The sequence below is a fragment of the Bartonella sp. MU37NMGALS genome (assembly GCF_042194015.1).
GTDB classification, from domain to species: domain Bacteria; phylum Pseudomonadota; class Alphaproteobacteria; order Rhizobiales; family Rhizobiaceae; genus Bartonella; species Bartonella grahamii.
On the sequence record NZ_JBHIML010000001.1, the window covers coordinates 257,265 to 276,004 of the forward strand.

The following is an 18,740-nucleotide window of genomic DNA, read 5'->3' on the forward strand; positions in this document are numbered from 1 at the left end:
TCAAAAAATATCTGTTCTGGATATACGAATTCCAAAACCTTCTAAACCTACATAATGATGTTCTTTAGCTGCATAAACAATAACAGAGCCTATTCCTAGATATTTTAAAATTTGTGATCCTAAACCAATTTTGCGCCATTCTTCTTCGCGTTCAATCGCCTGCACATGGTTTTCTGAACTGTCTCTTGCCATATTTTGAATATCAATAGTTGATTGCATAACAGAGCCTTTACGCAAATAAATAAATACGCCACGTTTTTCTTTTTCCATCATACGCCGCATCATCACCATAATATCTGAAGCTTGACAAAAAACGTCATTTATAATGTTTTCATGATGTAAATACACAGGAATATCACCACCCTCACGGACATCACCAAAAACAATTGCAATATGCTGAACGGCTTCCCAAGGGAGTTGATAACTATGAACAATAGCGGGACCTACAGATGTTTCAATAGGCATTTCTCCAACATGCTTGATCAATATTTCCTTACGTTGGCGGTAAGCAATTAAATCTGCAACCGTTATCATATGCAACCGGTGTTCTTGCGCAAATTGCATGATCTGATCGCCATGTTTAACGCTGCCATCATCATTGACCAACTCACCAATAACACCAACTGGTGGCAAACCAGCTAATTTACATAAATCAACAGCGGCCTCCGTGTGACCTGAACGCATGAGCACCCCCCCTTCATGCGCAATCAAAGGAAAAATATGTCCTGGACGGACAAAATCGTGAGCACCAGCATTTGGATTAGAAAGATTACGAACTGCCAATGTGCGGTCATGTGCGGAAATACCCGTCGTTATCCCATGTTTAAAATCCACAGTAACAGTAAATTGCGTCCCATGTGCAGATTTATTATCTGGTACCATAGGAGCAAGATTAAACCGTTGTGCTTCTTTTTTTGGCATAGGTGTGCACACAATACCTGTTGTGTGACGAAGAATAAACGCCATCTTTTCTTCTGTACAATGCACTGCAGCAAGAGTTAAATCACCCTCATTTTCACGGTCATCATCATCTGTCACCACAACAATTTCACCGCGTTCAAAAGCTTTAAGTGCAGAAACAATTTTTTTTTCATCATACGCCATTGTTCACCTTCTCAATCACCCAATTTGACCGCGATGTCTTAGATAATGGTCAGCAATAGCACAAGCAACCATCGCTTCACCAACAGGAACGGCACGAATCCCAACACATGGATCATGACGTCCCTTCGTTATAACATCTATATCATGACCATCAACATCAATGGAGCGACGAGGCGTTAAAATTGATGAAGTAGGTTTTACAGCAAAACGTGCAACAATTGGCTGTCCACTCGATATTCCCCCTAAAATACCACCAGCATGATTGGATAAAAAAAGCGGTTTTCCATCATTTCCCATTCGCATTTCATCGGCATTTTCTTCTCCCCTCAAGCGGGCTGCCGCAAAACCATCACCAATTTCCACTCCTTTTACCGCATTAATCGACATAAGTAATGATGTAATATCTTGATCAAGCTTTGCGTAAATAGGGGCTCCTAAACCTGCCGGAACATTTTCTGCAACGATCTCAACAACCGCACCAACAGATGTTCCCTCTTTACGGAGTTTACTGATATAATCACTAAAAATGGGAACCATCTCTGCATCAGCTGTAAAAAAAGGATTATTATCAACCTCTGACCAATCCCAACGATCACGATTAATATTATGAGGACCAATTGCTATCACTGCTCCTCGTACAATCAAACCAGGAACGATTTTACGAGCAAATGCACCAGCTGCAACACGTGCGGCCGTCTCCCGTGCTGAAGCACGTCCCCCACCTCGAAAATCACGAATGCCATATTTAATATCATAAGTATAATCCGCATGTCCTGGACGATACTGATGGGCAATCGAGCTATAATCCTTCGAACGCTGATCTGTGTTTCGAATCAACAGAGAAATTGGTGTACCTGTTGTCACCAATGTCGTCCCATCGTCTTGAACAACAACTCCTGAAAGGACCTCTACTTCATCTGGTTCTCGGCGCTGTGTTGTATACTTTGATTGTCCTGGTTTGCGTTTATCAAGATAAGCTTGAACTTCTGCAAGAGTAAAAATAATTCCAGGTGGACAACCATCAATGACACAACCAAGAGCAGCACCGTGACTTTCACCCCATGTTGTTACACGAAACAAATGACCAAATGTATTATGCGACATGAAAAAAGATCCGTTTCTCTGTCAAATATATACAACGACAACGTATGTTGTGTGCTATACACAAGGTAGCTCTTTGCTCCCAAATACTCTCAGCCACTTTAAATTTGGTCAAATTACTGCTGTCCAATAAAATCCTATAAACCAAACTTTATTCTTTAACGACAGAAATGTCTGGTGCATCAACGGCTTTCATACCTATGATATTATAACCCGAATCGACATGATGGACTTCACCGGTAACAGAACGAGACAAATCTGAAAGAAAATAAAGCGCAGAATCACCAACCTCTTCAATTGTTACCGTACGACGTAATGGAGCATTATATTCATTCCATTTTAAAATATAACGAAAATCACCAATACCTGAAGCCGCTAACGTTTTAATTGGTCCAGCAGATATAGCATTAACACGAATATTCTGAGGACCTAAATCTACCGCTAAATATTTCACGCTCGCTTCAAGAGCTGCTTTGGCAACCCCCATTACATTATAATTGGGAACAACCTTTTCTGCACCATAATAGGTCAGTGTCAAGATTGAACCACCATCTGACATCAATTTCTCTGCACGCTTCGTTAGAGCTGTTAGGGAATAAACCGAAATATTCATGGTCATCATAAAATTTGATTCGCTGATATCAATATAACGACCACTTAACTCATCTTTATCAGAAAAACCAATAGCATGAACTAAAAAATCGAGCTTTCCCCATTTCTTCTCTATTTCTCTAAAGACCGTATCAATAGAGACACTGTCAGAAACATCACAATGTCCACAAACAAATCCCTTTAATTCTTCAGCCAAAGGCTCAACACGCTTTTTCATTGCTTCACCCTGATAGGTAAAAGCAAGCTCTGCCCCTGCGCTACTTGCCGCTTTAGCGATTCCCCAAGCGATGGAGCGATTATTGGCCAACCCCAAAATTAAACCACGCTTACCGTACAATAAACCATTACCCTTAGCCATCAGCACTGCCCCATTGTTACTTAAAATTAATATTATTCATCTGCCTATGACACAGGTCAACTTTTTCTTCAAGTAATTGGTTTAAAATCAAACAAAAACTACGCTTTTATATATAAAAAATTTTAAAATTAATCTTGTTGCATTTGCAAAAACTGTTCTAGCGCGGCATTTTTACCTTCTGGCAACATAATGCGAACATGCACATAAAGATCATCTCTTGTACCATTTTTTAAACGAAGCCCTTTCCCTTTCAACCGTAAAACGCGATCAGAACTTGACCAAGCAGGAATCCTTAAAACCACACGTCCCTCCAATGTCTCAACTTCTTCTTTTGCTCCCAAAACAGCATGTTTAAGAGAAACTGGTAAATCAAGATGGAGTGCTCTTCCTTCAACCCGAAAACGAGGATGTTTTTGAATCTGAATGGTTATCAACGCATCTCCTGCTTGCCCAAGAGGTACCTCCTCTCCCTGACCTTTTAATCGAATAGTCTGTCCGTCTTCAATATAATCTGGAAGTTTAATTTTTAACTTTTTTCCATTTGGAAAAACAGCTTCCACCTTTTCTGCGCCAACCATCTGCTCTAATGTTATAGCAAGATTAGCACGAACATGTGCTCCTTGTTGGGGACGGTTATAGTGTGTGGAATTCGAAAAGCTACCACCTCCTCCAAACAGATCCCGAAAAATATCACTCGCATCAAAACCTGCACCACCTGAAGAGGAAAAATCAAATCCCTTTGCTCTTCCTGAAAAGGGATTTTGTTTATTGCTAAAATTTTCACCAGTACCATAGGCTTGATAAAGCGGTTTTCCTTCCATATCAATTTCACCGCGGTCAAATTGTGCCTTTTTATCCTTATCACCTATAATTTCATAAGCTTGATTAATTTCAGCAAATTTTTCTTTAGCCTTTGTATCATCTTTATTATGGTCTGGATGATACTTCTTTGCTAATCTTCTAAATGCCGATTTAATCTCTTGTGATTTTGCGGTACGTGCCACACCCAGAATCGTGTAGGGATCACGCATATTGCCCTCTTTTCAATTTTTTCGGTTTCAAAATATCAACTGATCCGTTGTTCAATATCCCTTATATCTTTATCAGTCTATTCTAGAGAATAATTTCTTCTTTCCTCTTTATATGTCTATCAATAAACTAAAATACCAGATAAAATGAGACATTTATTTAATATAGCTCATTGTAGTCTATGCTAAAGTAAAAATAATTAAACTACCATAGAAATACACGATAAAATTGGCTTTTTGAAAATGAGAAAATGCCTTACCCATGCTCACTGATATTTGGAGAAACTATGAGCAACAAAATACCAACAGATGATCATTTTATGAAAATGCAAAAACCTTTTGAACTTTTCGCAAAGTGGCTTGAAGAAGCAACGATAAGTGAAATAAATGATCCAAATGCTATGGCATTAGCAACAGTTGACGAAACAGGACTCCCTAATGTTCGTATGGTTCTCCTCAAAGACTACAGTCCCCAAGGCTTCGTCTTCTATACCAATTATGAAAGCTGTAAAGGACAAGAAATTTTAAAATCAATGAAAGCATCTTTAGGTTTTCATTGGAAATCGCTCCGTCGTCAGGTCAGAATTAGAGGAATTGTTGAAAAAGTAAGTCAACAGGAAGCCGATGCCTATTTCCAATCGCGACCACGTGGTAGTCGAATTGGTGCATGGGCATCTAAACAATCTCAACCTTTAGACAATCGTTTTGTGCTCGAAAAAGCAATTGCTCAATATACTGCACGTTATGCTCTAGGCAATATTCCACGACCACCTTATTGGTCTGGGTTTCGTGTTAAACCCCTTTCTATAGAGTTCTGGTGCGATCGCCCATTTCGTTTACATGATCGTCTGCTTTTTACACGCGATTGTGTTGAACACAGCGATTGGAAAAGACAAAAACTTTATCCCTGATCCTGCAAACTTCATTGTTATGTAAAATTTGTTTTTCCAACACAAATATTTTCTATTTGAAAAATTCTAAAAGAAAATGATTTAGTTTATTTAAATAGAAGAATTTCATTTTCACTGTAAAAGTTGATTGGTAATATTTTCTACTGTATCGCTTAAAACAGATTAGCAACAAACTTATTTAAAAGAAAATACTGTATTCAGCAGAAACTATGATTTTAGCTAACTTATTTTTAGATCGCAGGATAAAATATCGTCCATATACCCCCAAATACCAAACCAGCAAAAATCACAAAACCAATAAGCGAATTAGATTTGAAAAGCCTGAGGCATTGTGAACTGTCATCTATATCAATGACTTTAATTTGAATAAACATATGGATGCTTGCCGCAAAAATCCCCAAAAAACTAAGAACAGGGACTCCAGATAAATAAAATGCTAGACTAACGAACACCACAAAACCACCATACAAAAATACTAAAGCACGCTTGGTTCCTTTACCAAAGAGAAGAGCCGTAGAACGGACACCAACAGTAGCATCATCTTCTTTATCTTGATGTGCGTAGATTGTATCGTATCCTATGGTCCACAAGACTGATCCCACATAAAGCAAGATTGGGGCCCAACTTAAACTTCCAAAGACAACAGCCCACCCCATTAATGCCCCCCAATTAAACGCAACGCCTAAAAAAAACTGCGGCCAATATGTTACGCGTTTCATAAAAGGATAAAACGCAACAGCTATCAATGACGAAATACCTAGAAAAAAACTAAACCTATTAAATTGTGATAAAACGACTAAACCAACCAAACATTGCATAAGTATAAAAACTCTGGCTTGAAACCGACTCACATGACCTGTAGGCAATGGGCGAGAACGTGTCCTTTCTACCTGAGCATCAATTTTATGGTCAATAAGATCATTCCAAGTACATCCTGCCCCTCGCATAGCAATAGATCCCAGAAAAAAAAGAAAAAGATACCAAACCCAATGAAGAAACATTGATAAAAGAGTAGCGTAATGCATGTTATAAGAGAAAAAAGCCATTGTTGTTGACCAAAAACAAGGCCACATCAACAATTGCCATCCGATAGGCCGATCCCAACGCGCCAATTGCGCATAAAACCATAAAGAACAGGGAAGGAAATTGTAGACCCATTGTTTGGAAGATGCGTCCATAACCCGTCCCTGACTCTCACAGGATTGAACATGCGCGATATTTTTATTTTTTTTCATCAAATGATTTACCTTTGGTCTTGCGATAGAGACATTTCATTCTTATGAGAAAGAGATGAGATTAATCATCTTTTATGAGAGGAGCAAGCAATGAATATTCTTCTTATTGGCTCAGGTGGACGAGAACATGCTTTAGCATGGAAAATAGCAGCATCACCACTGCTAACAAAGTTATATTGTGCTCCTGGAAACCCTGCAACAACAGAATTTGGTGAAAATATTAATTTAAACATTGATGACCATCCCCTTGTTATTGATTTTTGTAAAAAACATTCTATTGATCTTGTGATTGTAGGACCAGAAGCACCATTGGTTGCGGGTATAACAGACTCTCTTAATAGCGCTAACATCTGTGTATTTGGTCCTACTCAAAAAGCTGCTCAACTAGAAGGTTCAAAAGCTTTTACAAAAGATTTATGTCGTAAGAATAACATTCCTACAGGAAGTTACCAATGCTTTAATGATGCTTCTAAAGCTAAAGCTTACATTCATCAACAAGGTGTTCCCATTGTTATTAAAGCTGATGGCTTAGCAGCTGGCAAAGGTGTCGTGGTTGCAACAACTATGGAAGAAGCATTTAACGCAGTCGATGCCTGCTTCAAAAGTGCATTTGGAGATGCAGGAAACAAAATTGTTGTAGAATCTTTTCTTGAAGGTGAAGAAGCAAGCTTCTTCTGCCTTTGTGATGGTAAAATTGCTCTTCCTTTTGGATCTGCCCAAGATCATAAACGTGTAGGTGATGGGGATATTGGAGCAAACACCGGTGGTATGGGTGCTTATTCACCAGCGCCCATCATGACCCAAGAAATAGTGAATCGTACCCTCAAAGAAATTGTTGAACCAGCTTTAAAAAGCATGAAAGAAATGGGCGCCCCCTTTAAAGGTATTCTCTTCGTCGGATTAATGATAACGCAAAAAGGACCCGAATTAATTGAATTTAACGTACGATTCGGTGATCCTGAATGTCAAGTTTTAATGATGCGTCTCAAAGATGACATTTTGCCAATTTTTCTTGCTGCAGCTCAAGGAAAACTTGAACATAAGCCTCTTCGGTGGTCTGAAAAAACTGCTCTCACCGTTGTTATGGCTGCCAATGGTTATCCAGACTCTCCCCAAAAAGGTACTGTCATCCGTAACGTTGATAAAGTAAACACTCTTCCCGATGTGAAAGTTTTTCAAGCTGGTACAGTATTGCGTGATGGAGAACTCATTGCAAATGGTGGACGTGTTCTCAATATAACAGCAACAGGAAAAACGATTACGCATGCACAAAAACGTGCTTATGAAGCTGTTGATTGTATTGATTGGCCAGAAGGTTTTGTTCGTCGTGATATCGGATGGAGAGCCATTGCGCGAGAAAACTAAATCCTTTGAATATTCTTTTTTACGATTTGATTATTTTATATAAGAGCATAGTACAAAAATTTTCTCACTGTTTTACGTTGATCATAATTTTGAAAAAATGAGTGTGCTTTCGTTTGAACAATCAAATATTGTAAATAGGATATCTACTCATGATAAAATAGGAAATTTCTCTGAATATGACACTGTCATATAAACTGATCATTTTACTGTTGTATTTACTTTAAACGTATTTTCTCATCACTTTTATAAATACTTTCTTTATTATAAAATCTTGACGAAAAACATATATACTATCATTTCTTTTATTTATCGCGTTTTTTAATGAAATTCCGCTTTTACGAAAAATAAAATGCCAAAAAAAAGATACTGATGTTATTCACGTACAGATTCTTAAACAATACCCCTCATGCTCGTCACTCCCATTTTACGATACTACCTGCAAATAGTATAAATCCATACTGCCATCTTTCTTGAATAAAGATAAAAACCGATACCATCATTGTATTTTCCAACTCTCAATATTACGATAACCCTTTCTATCTAAATGCTTTTGATTATAAGAGAGAGAGATGAAATAAGAATATTTTGTAATATTTAAAGCTCTCATTCAACATGGAGAAATGATTTATAAAAAAAATCAAAAACACTTCCAGCAATCTTCTGGTGTTTTAACGATGTGGCAAAAACCAAAAATTACACCGCCAAAAAAACGGTTTCTATTGTTATGAAAGTCGTTTTACCTCTCCGAGAAAAGCGTTTAACATAACCGATTCCTGCTGCAAATATATGGTGTCAAAAAATTCTCATTTACAATCATTGACTTCCTCTTTGCCTTAAAGAACCAAAAGTCACACCAAATCCCATCTGGAAACATCTGGATTCTCATTGAGCAGGTTCCTCTTGGTTCCCACTCATATGCTTCACTTACACAAAGACCGACATTTAAGAATATTCGCCATGTCCTCTAAAAATACTTCATGTATGAAGTTTACATGCCTTATATTACCGCCCAAACAACGATGTTTTACGGCACAACAAGATAAATGCTTACGGTAGTACAAAAATGAATGCATATTAATATTACTGGAGTGCAACTCGATTCGCAATCACCAAACGCAAGCCTAACGGATTGCTATAACGAAGTAAGAAACGCTTTTGTTTAGAATGTGCTGTTGTACCAAAAAAACGATGTAAATCAGAACGATCTTTTACAACCAGAATGCGATTATCTTCATTGATCATAAGCATGGGGAGGCCATAAGTATCCGCCCATAATCGCCAATCCAGAAGAACATTATTCAAATCTCTGGAAACCAAAAGCGGTATACAAGCTTCCTCATCAGCATGAAGTAATTCTAATGCAACAGCTCTTTCTCCTGAACGCGTTTTTACGGTACGTGCTGCAATTCCTTGGAAATGATAAGGCGGTATTAAATGCGATAAGCTTGAAGGCATATCCGTTTTAAAAGAAACACCACGCTCATTTAACGAACAAATAACCTGATTACCCGTTTTGGATGAAAAATATGTCGTCGTTTGTGGCAAATGGCACGGATCTAACCGAAATTCAAGCACCGCTTTTGCCTGATTAAAGCATTGATTAGCCATATACATATCCCAATTTATCTTAAATAACATACACCCTTTAGCAGCTTTTTCTCATTGGATTATTAAAAGTTTGAATAAAAAACAACTGGTTTCTTTTTTGGTTATTAAAATCTAAACAAAAATACATGATCACTATTCTTGAATTATAATACTTTTCCGGGATTCATTATCCCTAAAGGATCGAGCGTTTTTTTAATCCCTTGCATAATATCCAATGCAACAGGCGATTTAAAAGAACGAAGTTCTTCGCGCTTAAGCTGACCAATTCCATGCTCAGCAGAAAATGCACCTCTATAGTCCATTACTAAACTATGAATGCGATGATTCATTTTTGACCATAACTGCAAGAACACCGTTGTATCAGCTCCTACAGGTTGTGTAATATTATAATGTAAATTTCCATCGCCCATGTGTCCAAAACAAATCACCCGTGCTCCTGGAGAAATATCTTCAACAATAAGCGCTGCCTCAGCAATAAAATCAGGAATAGAAGCAAGTGGAACCGCAATATCATGCTTAATGGACCCTCCTGCTAACTTTTGTGCATAGGATATACTTTCCCGCAACTGCCAAAAAAAATCTTGCTGTTTTAAAGATTGTGCAACAATTGCATCTTCTATCACCGCACTCTTTAAAGCTTCTTCTAAAATAATACTCAGTACTGATAACGCCTCATCATCGCCTTGCAATGATGAAATGTTCATTAATACATACCATTCATGCTCCCGCTGAAGAGGAGGCTTCTCACACATCTTATAATCTAAAGCCATTTGCAAACTGAGATTTCCCATGAGCTCAAAACCTGTCAACATCCCTCCTCCATATTCTTGAGCCAGAGATAAAAACTCTAAAGCCTTCGCCGGACTATATAATCCCACCAAAGCAACAGCTTTTCCTTTTATTTTTGGAAACATCTTCAAAACGGCTGCGGTTATAACACCCAATGTGCCTTCTGCACCAATAAAAAGATTTTTCAAATCGTAACCACTATTGTCTTTTTTAACAAAACGCAAATCATCTAAAATACGGCCATCTGGTAAAACAACTTCCAAACCAAGACAAAGATCACGCATATTGCCATAGGCTAAAACAGCTGTCCCTCCAGCATTCGACGAAAGATTTCCTCCTACTTGACAAGAACCTTCAGATGCCAAAGAAAGAGGGAAAAAACGACCTGATTCATCCACTTTTTTCTGTAAATCCTGTAAAATAACACCAGCCTCTACAACAACAAAATTTCCCTCAATATTTATAGTTCTAATCTTATTTAATCGTTCCATGGATAAAAGAACGCTCCCTCCTCTTTCATCTGGTTGTTGTCCCCCCACAAGCCCTGTATTTCCACCCTGTGGCACAATCGGTGTGCGTGTTTTGCTCGCTAGCTGCATAATCAATGAGACCTGTGCGCAAGAAGATGGACGTAAAAGTAAAGGTGTTTTTCCATGAAAAAGCCCACGCTCTTCAAGCAAATATGGTGCAATCAACGCTTGATCTGTTATAGCATGCTTAGCACCAACAATTTCTCTAAAACCCTCAATTAATTTCTGCTCCATGTTTGTTTCTCCTTTGGAGCCGCAGCCCGTATAAGACGATCATTGATCGCCTCCCCTAATCCGTATGATGGAATAGGTTCTACTGCGATACATCTCACTTTAAATGAATCTAATTCCTTCATATATTGAAATAGATGAAAGGCTGCCTCTTCCAACTTTCCATCTTCGCTAAGATTTAAAATAGAAACGGCATTTTCAGCCCCCATAACGCGCTTTGAACCAAATGCTAAAAGCGCTTCACCATTTTCCACCTTTTCTACATTCAAACGAATCGTGGCATTGGGAGCATAATGCGACTTTAACATCCCTGGAGCTTCAATTGCCGCCCTTTGATCTATCCGTTTTAAAGACTTCCCCACAATTTCTTCAATTTTATCAGCCGCAAGCCCCCCTGGACGCAAAAGATAAATATTTTCATCACAAATCTTAATAATCGTTGATTCAAGCCCTATTTTAGCAGGTCCTCCGTCCAATATCAAAGGAACAGATTCCCCCAAAGATGCAAAAACAGCCTCAGCTGAAGTAGGGCTAAGACGCCCCGACTGATTCGCACTAGGAGCAGCAAGTGGTCGGCCAAAATGTTGTACTACTTCCGCAAAACGACTGTCTGGAAAACGAACAGCCAAGGTATTCAAACCAGAGGTTGTTAAAGGATGGATATTATGCTGTTCCTTTAAAGGCAAAACCAATGTCAAAGGCCCTGGCCAAAATTCCTCCATTAATTGGCGTGAAAGAAAGTCAATTTTAACATAACGTTCCGCCATTTCGATGCCGCTGACATGCGCAATAAGAGGATTAATTTGCGGACGACTCTTTGTAGAAAAAATAGAATAAATTGCCCTCCCATTGGTTGCATCGCCCGCTAATCCATAAACAGTTTCCGTTGGTAATGCTACTAACTTCCCTTGTTCAAGAAGCGCTATTGCCTCTCTTATCGAAGCACTATTAAGTGGTAGAATCGTCATGACACATCATTTCTATAACACTCTTTTAGTGGTGCAAAACTATAACGATGTAATCCTATAATTGGTCCATATTTATCAAGAGCTGTACGATGCGCTAGTGTTGCATAACCTACATGCTTCTCTAAACCATACCCTTTATAAACTTGTCCTGCACACTCCATCATCCGATCACGCGTTACTTTCGCAATAATAGATGCGGCTGCAATTGAAACCGAACGCTGATCGCCCTTAATCAATGCCATTGCAGGACAGGACAACTCAGAAGGAATATCACGTCCATCAACAAGGACATAGTGGGCTGGAATGGCTAACCCTATAATACAGCGACGCATTGCCTCTAAAGTTGCTTTTCTAATATTAGATTGATCAATTGTACGAGCACAAAGACTAGCGATTGAAACCGCTAATGCACTTTGCAAAATTTCATGATAAAGTCTATTTCGTTGGAGAAAAGAAAGTTTTTTTGAATCATTTAACCCATTAGGAATATGGTCTTTATCCAAGATAACTGCTGCCGTTACCACAGGTCCAGCGAGAGGCCCCCGTCCTACTTCATCAACACCTGCTATATGAAAAAAACCCTGTTTTTGCAAATCCAATTCGCACGAAAAATTTGGTTGAAGCGGAACATTAAACATCTTTGATAAATCACAAATACAACAAACATACATCTATTTCTGTAGCCTAATCATTTTTTGCAAGCATTACAGTTTTAAATGGCTCTCCAAACATTCTGCAAATTCTTGCACAAAAGATAAAAAACACATTTCTTTGGTTACCCTCTTTCATTGTGTATAATAAAATCATGACGAAATAAACGCTTTTATATTTATTTATCAGATATTTCCTAAAGTCATGATCGGTTTTACAAACCAATTTGGGTGCATTGATTTGATAAAAAGAGCTGCTTGTTGCGCTGTTTGTTTATTTTTAAAAATGCCAAAGCAAGTTGCTCCCGTTCCAGACATGCGGGAAAAAAGAGCGCCACATTCATCTAATACAGATAACACTTCAGCTAACTGAGGTGCTATTTTTAATGCAGAAGAAAAAAGATCATTACGCGTTTCTTGTAAAGCTTCAACCAATGAATCAACACTCTTTAAAGCGTCTGTATTAATTTTTAAAGAAGGATTATGACGCTTCTCTAACGCTTTAAAAACAGTTTGTGTTGAAATCTCTTGTCCATGATTAACCAATACTATTGCAAGAGAACAGGCTCCCTTTAGTTGTATCATCTCTTGACCAATTCCTTTGACCAAAAGCGGCTGCTGATATTCTAATGCATAAAGACACATGGGAACATCAGCACCAAGAACTAAGCTCATTTTTGCTAATTCTTGGTAAGAGCAATCAAGATTCCACTGTTGACGCAACATGCTTATAACCCCAGCTGCATCACCTGAACCACCACCAATGCCTGAAGCAACAGGTAATGTTTTTACAAGCCGAAAAAAAGCAGGTTGAGCACATTCAGAAAAAGTATTATGCATAAAATCCCGTGCGCGAATAACCAAATTATCTAAATGAGACACAAGGCCTTTTGCAAACGGTCCCGTCAAAACAAACTGATTATTTTCGCAAGGTGCATAGTGTAAACAATCACCGCTAAGACTAAAATAAACCAAGCTTTCTATTAAATGATACCCATCAGCACGTTGCCCCACAACATGTAGAGCTAAATTCAATTTAATAGGTGTAAATAAATAGGAATGTCTTTTGGACGAAGCTTGTACATTTGATATCATATGACGTAATATCCACCTACACAGGGTTCTTTTACAAACTCCTCCCTTTTATCCATATTTTTTATTAGCACAAGCACTATAAACAGTTTGGAATATTCTTAATCGTTTTCTAAACAAACAATAAATATGAAGAGCACTCATACAAAATAAACGACATGTTCTCATTCGTATCATTTCAAGCCTTTTTTCTTCTAAAATCTGTTTTTAGATAAAAATCCCTCTGGCTTGAATGATCCTTTCCATTACAAACCATAACGCTGCCAAAGTGCTCGCTCTTCTGCTGCCATCAATGCACTGTCAACGACTGTATAAACCGTATGTGCCGTCACTCCTGAAGGCGTTTTAGGTCCTAAGAAACTTTTTGGAGGCATAATAAGTCGAAGTTTTGCATCATTACCAAAGCGCTCCTTAATAACAGAACGTACATCATTTAATCCATCAACCAGACCAAGCTCAACGCTTTGTTTTCCACTCCAAAACATTCCTGTAAAGAGATTCGAATCATCTGATAATTTTTCAGCACGCCGTTCTTTAACCAAATCGATAAAAGTTTGATGCACTTCAAGTTGGAGAGATTTCAAATGCTCGATATCCGCCTTTTTTTCTGGCTGAAATGGATCTAATGTAACTTTGTTCTTTCCTGCCGTGTATACACGCCGTTCGATACCAATTTTCTTCAAAAGCTCCGGAAAACCAAAAGAAGCTGAAACCACTCCAATGGAACCAACAATTGAAGAAGGATCTGCAAAAATTTCATCCCCCGCACAAGCAATCATATAACCACCGGATGCTGCAATATCTTCAATAAACACAAGAACCTTTTTATTTTTTTCTTCTGCCAAGTCACGAATACGCTTGAAGATAAAACGCGATTGTACAGGTGAACCACCAGGAGAATTAATAATAAGTGCAACAGCCGGTGACTTTTTGTGTGCGAAAGCCTTCTCTAAAAGATTTGCACACCTACTGAGGGAAAGGGTCCGGGATATAGATGCTGATGAATCCATAATTGCTCCTTGAAGGCGCACCACAGGAATTTCAAGTTTATCGGAAGAAAAACGGCGTGGAATAAAACTTTTAATAAAATCCATCAAAACAAAATCTCCTTATAAATTAAGAACAATTAAATAGGCAAGGACAACAAAAAGGAACAACGTGATACCATCCAAAAGCGCCAATCAATCCCCACATTACAACCAGAAATATAACTTCACCCAAAAGCTAAACCTCCCTAATGACAAAGTGTAGACTTTAAATAATAAACTAAAAAACACAAGATACTATTAGAAAAGTTCCCACAAGCTTATATATCCATTATTAATTGCATCAACTCGGGGTGAAAAAGTATGGTCATTACCTTCATGTATAATCAATGCCGGTAAAATAGATAAAGCTGCTCGGCTTCCTCGTTTTGCGTAAAATAAAAGACGAATTGCTGCTGTTTTCGCACGTGCATGCACAGGAATTATACAAATACCACCAAAACGCCCTTCTAAAGCACGCAAAATATCTGTCAGCGATTGTGGACGTGCAATAAGCCCTAAGTATCCACCTGGCTTAACAATGGCTGCTGCACTCCGCAACCAGTTATCAAACATCGCTTCAGACATAACATGTGCTTCAGATTTTTGTTTATCAGGTGTCTTGCGATCAGTAGGATTATTAAAAGGTGGATTCATAATCGCAAAATCAAAGCTATTATCTATCAAACCTGCTTTTATACGGGCATTCCCTTTGAAGGTAACATCTGCTTCTAGCAAACAAACTCGGCTAGAAAATTGTTTATTTTGTTTTAGCATAAGCGTTTTTTGAGCGTAAGATACCATAAAAGCTGAACGTTCAACTAAGGTAACATGAACTTTCAGACAACGCGAAGCAACAGCCAACCCTGCAGCTCCAGCGCCTGCACCTAAATCAACAACCTTGCCCTTTAAATTACTTGGAACCAAACCAGCTAACAACATCGCATCCATTCCAGAACGATGACCATATTTATGGGGTTGAACCAAATAAAATTTCCCGCGGTGAAAACTGTCTATTGTTTCACCACTCTGATTCGTTATTTTATCCATTTAAAAGCCTAATGTTCACCTTTATAAACTGCATTTTTGCCATTCAGCTGCTATTTTAAATTTTTTTATTATTTCATAACAACAAGATTACACTCGCTAAAGAACATTTCTTGCCAACAACATTCCAAGCTTACACTTCAAAGCGCCATCAAAAGCTTGAGTCAAAACCAAACCCCCTTTATGCTAGTAAATAAAGTAAATTTTATATATGTCCATTGCAATACTCTAGGAGTAAACACATTGAGCGCAGCTATCAAACCAGAACAAATAAGAAATAATCAAATTTCTCTTCAATCTCTTGTCAACCTTACTCAAAAAGATATGGAGCGCGTAAATCAATTTATTCTCTCTATGGCAAAATCAGAGGTTGAGATGATCCCTGAAATTTCTAACCATCTTATTTCATCAGGTGGAAAGCGATTACGCCCAATGATTACGCTCGCTTCTGCTCATATGTTCGGTTATCAAAGTGACGGGCATATAAAACTCGCAACAGCTGTTGAATTTATGCATACAGCCACATTACTACACGATGATGTGATTGATGAAAGTAATTTGCGACGTGGAAAATCCACGGCACGGATGATTTGGGGAAATCAAGCAAGTGTACTTGTTGGTGATTTCCTGTTGGGTCAGGCTTTTAAAATGATGGTCGATGTCGGTTCCATAGAAGCGCTCTCTGTCCTAGCGAATGCTGCTGCAATTATTGCTGAAGGAGAAGTTATGCAACTTTCTGCTGCAAAAAATATCAAAACCAGCCCTTCAGACTATCTCAAAATCATCAATGCCAAAACAGCCGCCCTTTTTTCAGCAGCCGCTGAAGTAGGACCGATTGTTGCTGGCTATGGACATAAAGAGCGTTCTTCATTACGTGAATATGGAACATCTTTAGGTTTAGCTTTCCAATTGATTGATGATGCACTTGACTATAGCGGTAGTGCTCAAAACTTAGGAAAAAATATAGGGGATGATTTTAGAGAAGGAAAAATAACAATGCCTGTTATTATCGCATATGAACGTGGAAATATAGTAGAAAAAAATTTCTGGAAACAAGCACTTGAAGATGGCAATAACAATAATGAAGCCTTCGCACACGCGCAACACTTAATAGAAAAGTATGATAGTATCACAGATACAATAGAACAAGCACGCATCTACGGAAAACATGCAATTGATGCTCTTGTTCCCATGAACGAAAATCTTGCTTACAATGCTCTCGTTGAAACTGTTGAATTTTGTATTGCGCGCGTAAACTGAATTCTTTGCAAGAATCACAGTATTTCTCAATAAAGTAATGAGATATGATCTATAAACAACACCATCGATTAATTATCTTGAAAAGGATTAGCTCCATGTGCTCTGCAACGGTATCCCGACTTTTTACCCTCTTTATCGTGGGTATCATGCTGATGCCATTCCCCACCTACAGTAAAATAAGCACCGCAATTCATACAAGCTCATTTACAGGTGCTTATTTAGCTGGAAGGGTTGCAAATCATGAAAATAAAACAGAACTTGCTATCAATTACTTTAAACAAGCACTCGTTTATCAACCTGATAACATTGAAACACAAAAAGAGCTCCTTGAAGCTATGCTCTCGGTCGGAAACTTTAAAGAAGCTGTCCAACAAGCCCAAAAACTCAAAGAGCAAGATGTTATAACTCCCTTTGTTTCCTTAACTTTGTCAGTAGAAAGTCTCATCAAAAAAGACTATAAGAATGCCAATTTTCTTCTGCAATCAAAAGAACCTCCGAAATCCAATAATCCAATACCTGAACTCATCGGTGCTTGGATTAAATTTGGATCTGGACAAAAATCTCAGGCAATCGCTGATCTTAAGAAACTCAAAGGTCCCGTCTGGTATGACCTTTTTATATCTTATCATCTAGCACTTATGAGCGATCTCGCAGAACAGCCAAAGGATGCAAAAAAATATTTCATTAAAGCACTTAGTAACAAACAGGGGACTCTTATCGCTCCCAATACCTATGAACGTATTATCATAGCCTATGCCTCATTCCAATTGCGCCATAATATGCGTAACCAAGCTCTTCAAACAATCCAACATGGCGAACAAATGTTGTCAGGTCGAGAAGTCCTTAAAAACTTTCGAGAAAAAATTGAAAAAAATTCTTTCTTAGAGAGAGTTATTAAAACACCTCAACAAGGAGCAGCCGAGGTATTATATAATTTTGGAACTGCCCTCAACCACAAAAACTCAGGACGAATCGCACGTATTTTTAAGCAATTATCTTTCGCCTTATACCCTCAAAATGACGCAACACTGTTTCAGCTCGCACACATCTCTGCTAAATTGAGTGATCCTCATCAAGCAATTAAACTTTATCGCGCCTTATCCCCTAAATCTGCTTATTATAAAGATGGACAACTTCATCTTGCATTCCTTCTTGCCAATAACAACAATTACAAAGAAGCAATAAAATTACTCACATTGTTAAATGAAAAATTTCCCAATGATCGTAATATTTTGATAACGCTCGTTGCTTTTTATATGCAGGACAATAAATTTCTTGAGGCCATTAAAACTCTAGACACCGCTATTGCCCAGATAAAAAACTTTCAGCAGGACGATTGGAAACTCTTTTATCAGCGTGGTATTGCTTTTGAACGTTTAAAGCAATGGCCAAAAGCAGAAATTGACTTGAGAAAATCACTTGATTTTTTTCCAAACCAACCGCAGGTTCTTAATTATTTAGCCTATTCCCTTGTAGAACGTGGTGAAAAGCTTGAAGAATCGCTCCGTATGCTGCAAAAAGCTTCTGCTTTGCAAGCTCACAACAGTCATATTCTCGATTCTTTAGGATGGGCTTATTATAAACTAAAAGAATATAATAAAGCAGTGCAAATATTAGAAAATGCTGTCAGATTACAACCAGAGGACCCAACACTGAATGATCATTTAGGGGATGCCTATTGGAAAGTTGGGCGTAAACGTGAAGCAATCTTTCAATGGAACCACGCAATTGATGGAAAACCAGAAAATTCTGAACAAATTCAAGAAAAGTTGAAATTTGGTTTGCAATAAACGACGCTTAACCATAAACCACATGAAATAATAAAC

The 18,740-nt window shown here is 38.1% G+C and carries 16 protein-coding genes; 4 read left to right on the top strand and 12 right to left on the bottom strand.

Features of this window, described 5'->3' with window-relative positions; all coding sequences use genetic code 11:
• The 4 genes from ribB to ACFIJP_RS01065 all read right to left on the bottom strand — a co-directional run bounded on the left by ribB (position 1) and on the right by ACFIJP_RS01065 (position 4,206).
• Positions 1 to 1,104, bottom strand: a complete 1,104-nt coding sequence (gene ribB / locus ACFIJP_RS01050) for a 3,4-dihydroxy-2-butanone-4-phosphate synthase (protein WP_375625130.1) — start codon at positions 1,102 to 1,104, stop codon at positions 1 to 3.
• A gap of 15 nt (positions 1,105 to 1,119) precedes the next feature.
• On the bottom strand, positions 1,120 to 2,208 hold the full coding sequence (gene aroC, locus ACFIJP_RS01055; protein ID WP_375625131.1) for a chorismate synthase: 1,089 nt from the start codon (positions 2,206 to 2,208) through the stop codon (positions 1,120 to 1,122).
• Between the two features lie 148 nt (positions 2,209 to 2,356).
• Positions 2,357 to 3,175, bottom strand: coding sequence for an enoyl-ACP reductase FabI (gene fabI, locus ACFIJP_RS01060; protein WP_375625132.1), 819 nt, complete (start codon positions 3,173 to 3,175; stop codon positions 2,357 to 2,359).
• A gap of 128 nt (positions 3,176 to 3,303) precedes the next feature.
• Complete coding sequence (locus tag ACFIJP_RS01065; RefSeq protein WP_375625133.1) at positions 3,304 to 4,206, bottom strand: DnaJ C-terminal domain-containing protein; 903 nt, start codon at positions 4,204 to 4,206, stop codon at positions 3,304 to 3,306.
• Between the two features lie 284 nt (positions 4,207 to 4,490).
• Between ACFIJP_RS01065 and pdxH the strand changes: the two genes are divergently transcribed.
• Positions 4,491 to 5,114, top strand: coding sequence for a pyridoxamine 5'-phosphate oxidase (pdxH, locus tag ACFIJP_RS01070; protein ID WP_273787902.1), 624 nt, complete (start codon positions 4,491 to 4,493; stop codon positions 5,112 to 5,114).
• 230 nt (positions 5,115 to 5,344) lie between these two features.
• On the opposite strand, the gene ubiA is transcribed toward pdxH, so the two are convergent.
• On the bottom strand, positions 5,345 to 6,349 hold the full coding sequence (gene ubiA, locus ACFIJP_RS01075; protein ID WP_375625134.1) for a 4-hydroxybenzoate octaprenyltransferase: 1,005 nt from the start codon (positions 6,347 to 6,349) through the stop codon (positions 5,345 to 5,347).
• A gap of 90 nt (positions 6,350 to 6,439) precedes the next feature.
• Between ubiA and purD the strand changes: the two genes are divergently transcribed.
• Positions 6,440 to 7,714: a phosphoribosylamine--glycine ligase gene (gene purD, locus ACFIJP_RS01080; protein WP_375625135.1), complete on the top strand. Its 1,275-nt coding sequence runs from the start codon at positions 6,440 to 6,442 to the stop codon at positions 7,712 to 7,714.
• A 1,080-nt stretch (positions 7,715 to 8,794) separates the two neighbouring features.
• On the opposite strand, the gene ACFIJP_RS01085 is transcribed toward purD, so the two are convergent.
• The 7 genes from ACFIJP_RS01085 to ACFIJP_RS01115 form a co-directional block, all read right to left on the bottom strand.
• Positions 8,795 to 9,322, bottom strand: coding sequence for a DUF6101 family protein (locus ACFIJP_RS01085; RefSeq protein ID WP_273787899.1), 528 nt, complete (start codon positions 9,320 to 9,322; stop codon positions 8,795 to 8,797).
• A 143-nt stretch (positions 9,323 to 9,465) separates the two neighbouring features.
• A complete protein-coding gene (locus ACFIJP_RS01090; protein WP_375625136.1) occupies positions 9,466 to 10,875 on the bottom strand; it encodes an FAD-binding oxidoreductase in 1,410 nt (469 codons plus the stop codon).
• Entirely contained in the window at positions 10,860 to 11,840 is a 981-nt protein-coding gene (locus ACFIJP_RS01095; protein ID WP_375625137.1) for an L-threonylcarbamoyladenylate synthase, read from the bottom strand. Before ACFIJP_RS01095 ends, ACFIJP_RS01090 begins: the two co-directional genes overlap by 16 nt.
• On the bottom strand, positions 11,837 to 12,511 hold the full coding sequence (locus tag ACFIJP_RS01100; protein WP_375625138.1) for a ribonuclease HII: 675 nt from the start codon (positions 12,509 to 12,511) through the stop codon (positions 11,837 to 11,839). Before ACFIJP_RS01100 ends, ACFIJP_RS01095 begins: the two co-directional genes overlap by 4 nt.
• A gap of 165 nt (positions 12,512 to 12,676) precedes the next feature.
• A complete protein-coding gene (locus ACFIJP_RS01105) occupies positions 12,677 to 13,585 on the bottom strand; it encodes a 4-(cytidine 5'-diphospho)-2-C-methyl-D-erythritol kinase (RefSeq protein ID WP_375625139.1) in 909 nt (302 codons plus the stop codon).
• Positions 13,586 to 13,827: 242 nt separating this feature from the next.
• On the bottom strand, positions 13,828 to 14,676 hold the full coding sequence (locus tag ACFIJP_RS01110) for a S49 family peptidase (RefSeq protein ID WP_012754808.1): 849 nt from the start codon (positions 14,674 to 14,676) through the stop codon (positions 13,828 to 13,830).
• 192 nt (positions 14,677 to 14,868) lie between these two features.
• Positions 14,869 to 15,657 (bottom strand): tRNA1(Val) (adenine(37)-N6)-methyltransferase, encoded by a 789-nt coding sequence (locus ACFIJP_RS01115; protein ID WP_375625140.1) that lies wholly within the window; start codon positions 15,655 to 15,657, stop codon positions 14,869 to 14,871.
• A 180-nt stretch (positions 15,658 to 15,837) separates the two neighbouring features.
• On the opposite strand from ACFIJP_RS01115, the gene ACFIJP_RS01120 reads away from it, so the two are divergent.
• Positions 15,838 to 16,914 (top strand): polyprenyl synthetase family protein, encoded by a 1,077-nt coding sequence (locus ACFIJP_RS01120; protein ID WP_375625141.1) that lies wholly within the window; start codon positions 15,838 to 15,840, stop codon positions 16,912 to 16,914.
• Between the two features lie 95 nt (positions 16,915 to 17,009).
• Entirely contained in the window at positions 17,010 to 18,704 is a 1,695-nt protein-coding gene (locus ACFIJP_RS01125) for a tetratricopeptide repeat protein (protein WP_375625142.1), read from the top strand.
• Positions 18,705 to 18,740 lie beyond the last annotated feature (36 nt).

Coding starts and splice junctions, on each gene's coding strand:
- ACFIJP_RS01090 (WP_375625136.1), bottom strand. CDS start 10,875: ATGGAGCAGAAATTAATTGAGGGTTTTAGAGAAATTGTTGGTGCTAAG.
- fabI (WP_375625132.1), bottom strand. CDS start 3,175: ATGGCTAAGGGTAATGGTTTATTGTACGGTAAGCGTGGTTTAATTTTG.
- ACFIJP_RS01105 (WP_375625139.1), bottom strand. CDS start 13,585: ATGATATCAAATGTACAAGCTTCGTCCAAAAGACATTCCTATTTATTT.
- ACFIJP_RS01115 (WP_375625140.1), bottom strand. CDS start 15,657: ATGGATAAAATAACGAATCAGAGTGGTGAAACAATAGACAGTTTTCAC.
- ACFIJP_RS01095 (WP_375625137.1), bottom strand. CDS start 11,840: ATGACGATTCTACCACTTAATAGTGCTTCGATAAGAGAGGCAATAGCG.
- ACFIJP_RS01085 (WP_273787899.1), bottom strand. CDS start 9,322: ATGGCTAATCAATGCTTTAATCAGGCAAAAGCGGTGCTTGAATTTCGG.
- ACFIJP_RS01125 (WP_375625142.1), top strand. CDS start 17,010: ATGTGCTCTGCAACGGTATCCCGACTTTTTACCCTCTTTATCGTGGGT.
- ubiA (WP_375625134.1), bottom strand. CDS start 6,349: ATGAAAAAAAATAAAAATATCGCGCATGTTCAATCCTGTGAGAGTCAG.
- aroC (WP_375625131.1), bottom strand. CDS start 2,208: ATGTCGCATAATACATTTGGTCATTTGTTTCGTGTAACAACATGGGGT.
- pdxH (WP_273787902.1), top strand. CDS start 4,491: ATGAGCAACAAAATACCAACAGATGATCATTTTATGAAAATGCAAAAA.
- ribB (WP_375625130.1), bottom strand. CDS start 1,104: ATGGCGTATGATGAAAAAAAAATTGTTTCTGCACTTAAAGCTTTTGAA.
- purD (WP_375625135.1), top strand. CDS start 6,440: ATGAATATTCTTCTTATTGGCTCAGGTGGACGAGAACATGCTTTAGCA.
- ACFIJP_RS01100 (WP_375625138.1), bottom strand. CDS start 12,511: ATGTATGTTTGTTGTATTTGTGATTTATCAAAGATGTTTAATGTTCCG.
- ACFIJP_RS01110 (WP_012754808.1), bottom strand. CDS start 14,676: ATGGATTTTATTAAAAGTTTTATTCCACGCCGTTTTTCTTCCGATAAA.
- ACFIJP_RS01065 (WP_375625133.1), bottom strand. CDS start 4,206: ATGCGTGATCCCTACACGATTCTGGGTGTGGCACGTACCGCAAAATCA.
- ACFIJP_RS01120 (WP_375625141.1), top strand. CDS start 15,838: ATGCTAGTAAATAAAGTAAATTTTATATATGTCCATTGCAATACTCTA.